Origin of the sequence: Bacteroides sp., assembly GCF_029057325.1 — a bacterium.
Lineage (GTDB): Bacteria > Bacteroidota > Bacteroidia > Bacteroidales > Bacteroidaceae > Bacteroides.
The window spans coordinates 1-3,059 of sequence record NZ_JAICZW010000193.1; the positions used below are offsets into that span (position 1 = coordinate 1).

Annotated in this window: 4 protein-coding genes; 2 read left to right on the plus strand and 2 right to left on the minus strand. The window is 44.1% G+C overall.

The features are described from left to right. Together K2G43_RS12810 and K2G43_RS12815 are read left to right on the plus strand one after the other, a co-directional pair. A partial coding sequence (locus tag K2G43_RS12810; protein WP_300155856.1) for an SLBB domain-containing protein occupies positions 1-1,958 on the plus strand: 1,958 nt, incomplete at its 5' end. A 7-nt stretch (positions 1,959-1,965) separates the two neighbouring features. Then, the gene (locus K2G43_RS12815) at positions 1,966-2,424 is read left to right on the plus strand and encodes a WbuC family cupin fold metalloprotein (protein ID WP_297645409.1); all 459 of its coding nucleotides are present in this window, start codon (positions 1,966-1,968) and stop codon (positions 2,422-2,424) included. Between the two features lie 148 nt (positions 2,425-2,572). Here the strand turns inward: K2G43_RS12815 and K2G43_RS12820 are convergent, their stop codons facing one another. Continuing rightward, positions 2,573-2,941 (minus strand): tyrosine-type recombinase/integrase, encoded by a 369-nt coding sequence (locus K2G43_RS12820; RefSeq protein ID WP_366525063.1) that lies wholly within the window; start codon positions 2,939-2,941, stop codon positions 2,573-2,575. Further along, positions 2,865-3,059, minus strand: a 195-nt coding sequence (locus K2G43_RS12825) for a hypothetical protein (RefSeq protein WP_300155863.1), incomplete at its 5' end; no start/stop codon positions are given. The genes K2G43_RS12825 and K2G43_RS12820, both read right to left, overlap by 77 nt.

Consider the following 3,059-nt stretch of genomic DNA (forward strand, 5'->3'; position numbering starts at 1 on the left):
TCATTGATGTTTGGGGAGCTGCAGCGCCCACTCTCCGGCAAGCGATATCACCGGAAGGCAGCATCTTCATTAATAATTTGGGGCCGGTTTATTTAAACGGCAAGACTGTGAAAGAAGCGAATAACTATCTGAAACAAGAGTTTGCCAGAATCTATTCGGGAGTGACAGGAAACGTGCCTTCTACCCAAGTTAAATTGACGTTGGGAGAAATTCGGTCCATTCAAGTGAATGTGATGGGTGAGGTGATGGTTCCCGGAACCTATACCCTTTCTTCTTTCGCTTCTGTATTCCATGCCTTATATAGTGCGGGTGGTGTGAATAAAATCGGTAGTTTGCGTAGTATAAAAGTGATGCGCAATGGAAATACTATCGCAGATTTGGACGTTTACGACTTACTGATGAAAGGAAAAATGAAAGACGATGTCCGTTTGCAAGACGGTGATGTGATTTTGGTAAGTCCTTATTTGTCTTTGGTGCAGATATTAGGTAAGGTAAAGCGTCCGATGTTCTATGAGATGAAACCCACCGAGACGGCCGGTGCCTTGTTGAAATATGCTGGTGGCTTTACGGGCGATGCCTATAAAAAAGCATTGCGCATTATCCGTAAGAGTGGTCGTGAACATCAAATCTATAACGTGGACGAAATGGATTATTCCGTATTCCGTATGGATGACGGTGACCAAGTCACGGTGGACTCAGTCTTGCGGCGTTTTGAAAATCGTGTGGAAATTCGTGGTGCGGTATATCGAGAGGGCTTGTATCAGTTGGACGGCACGGTGAATACGGTGAAGCAGTTGATTAAAAAAGCGGAAGGTGTTCGTGGAGATGCGTTCTTGAATCGGGCCATCATTGACCGTGAACTTGAAGACCTGTCACATGAGATTGTCCAAGTGGACGTGAAAGGGTTGCTGAATGGAACAATCGCTGATATCCCGTTGCAGAAGAACGATATTCTATATATTCCGAGTATTCATGATTTGAAAGAAGAGGCTACGCTTACCATACATGGTGAGGTCGCTAACCCGGGTACTTATCTTTATTCGGATAAAATGACGATAGAGGATTTGGTATTGCAGGCCGGAGGATTGTTGGAGGCTGCCGCTACCACAAAAGTGGAGGTGGCACGTCGCATGAAAGATCCTAAATCCACTACTTTTAGCAATACGGTAGGAACCAGTTTTTCTTTTGATTTGAAAGAAGGTTTGCTGATTGGCGCAGGAAGTGGTGATTTCTATCTTGAACCCTTTGATGAAGTGTATATTCGTAAGAGTCCTTCTTATCATGTACAGCAGAATGTGATGGTAGGTGGTGAAGTCCTTTTCGGCGGCAGTTATGCTTTGTCGAAAAAGAACGAGCGTTTGAGCGATTTGGTAGCTAAAGCCGGTGGTGTAACTCCTGATGCTTATGTAAAGGGAGCTCGTCTGATACGTAAGATGACGGAAGAAGAACTGCGCCGTAAAGCAGATGCGTTGCGCATGGCTCAAATGGGAGGTAGCGACTCTATTTCGGTGAAAAAACTGGATTTGTCTGATACCTATTCAGTAGGTATCAGTTTAGAGAAAGCATTGCAAAATCCGGGTTCGGACGATGACATGGTATTGCGTGACGGCGATATGCTGTTTATTCCTGAATATGTAAGTACGGTCAAAATCAACGGTGCGGTGATGTATCCCAATACGGTCTCGTATAAAAAAGGGGAGAGCTACCGCTACTATATTAATCAAGCCGGAGGTTTTGGAAATGGTGCCAAAAAGCGGAGGGCGTATGTCGTTTATATGAACGGTACGGTGTCGCGTGTGAAAAAATGGAGCAAAACAGCCATAGAGCCGGGGTGTGAGATAATTGTTCCAAGCAAGGATGCAAGAAAGAAGATGAGTCCTGGGGAAATTATCGGTTTGGGTACTTCTGCCGCTTCTTTGGCTACGATGATAGCTACGATGGTTAATCTCTTTAAGTAAAGTAAGGATGAGACTGATAACGGAAGATTTATTGAACCTTGTTACGGCGCAGGCGAAAGAAAGTGATCGTTTGCGCATGAACTATAATTTTCATGAAACGATGGATGCTCCAGTGCATCGTATGCTGAATGCGCTGGAGCCGGGGACCTATCTCCCGCCTCACCGCCATTCGGACAAGGAAGAGACGTATTTGGTATTGCGAGGCAGTTTGTTGGCTTTCTTTTATGACGAAAAAGGGAATGTGACAGAAAAGGTTTGTCTAAATCCTTTGGAAGGCAGATACGGTTTGGAGATTCCGTCTGGTGTGTGGCATAGCATTATCGCTTTGGAGTCAGGTACTGTTATTTTTGAGATAAAGAAAGGGCCTTATCAGCCGCTTTCGCCTGAAGATATGGCATCGTGGGCACCTGCTTCCGATGATGTAGAAAGCGTAAAGGCTTTCATGAAGCGGATGTTGGAACTTTAAATTGAGCATTGATATAATTGCCAGTGGGGTAGCAGAAAGCCTATAAGGGCTTTTCTACTGCCCCATTGCTTTTTATTTTTGAATTCGGGGTCTTCATGGCTTCGTCTATCTGTTCATTATCAAAACTATCAAGATAGATTTGTGTTATTCATTCAGAGCTATGCCCCATAATCTCACGTATTACTCCCGTAGAAACGCCAGCTTTCTTCATTACGGTAGCTTGGCTGTGTCTTGCAACGTAGGTCGTAAGTGCGATAGGCAAATTCAATGCTTCACCAATCTGTTTCAAACGGTCGTTCATCTTAGTAATTACCTTATGTATTCTATTCGCTTTCTGCTCGGCTGTCTTATGAAATGGTGAAAGGATGGGAAACAAGTAAGGCGATTCCGCATTGTGGTACTTCTTGATAAGTGTCAACGCTTGCGGTTGGAGTGCTATCTTAATCAGCTTCTTCGTCCTTTGTCGTTTGTAGATTAACCGTCCGTCTATCAGGTTGGCTTGTGTCAGATGGGCTATATGTCCGTGAAATTGATTTCACCACAATAATAGGTAAAACCGGCGCATGGTAATAAACCTGTGTATGTGAGATGAAATTTTTACCTTTGCAGAAGTAAAAAGAACTGCAATGGAAAAG

What these genes read in the sequence shown, in the direction of transcription:
- K2G43_RS12815 (WP_297645409.1), top strand. Translation starts at nt 1,966, where the DNA reads ATGAGACTGATAACGGAAGATTTATTGAACCTTGTTACGGCGCAGGCG.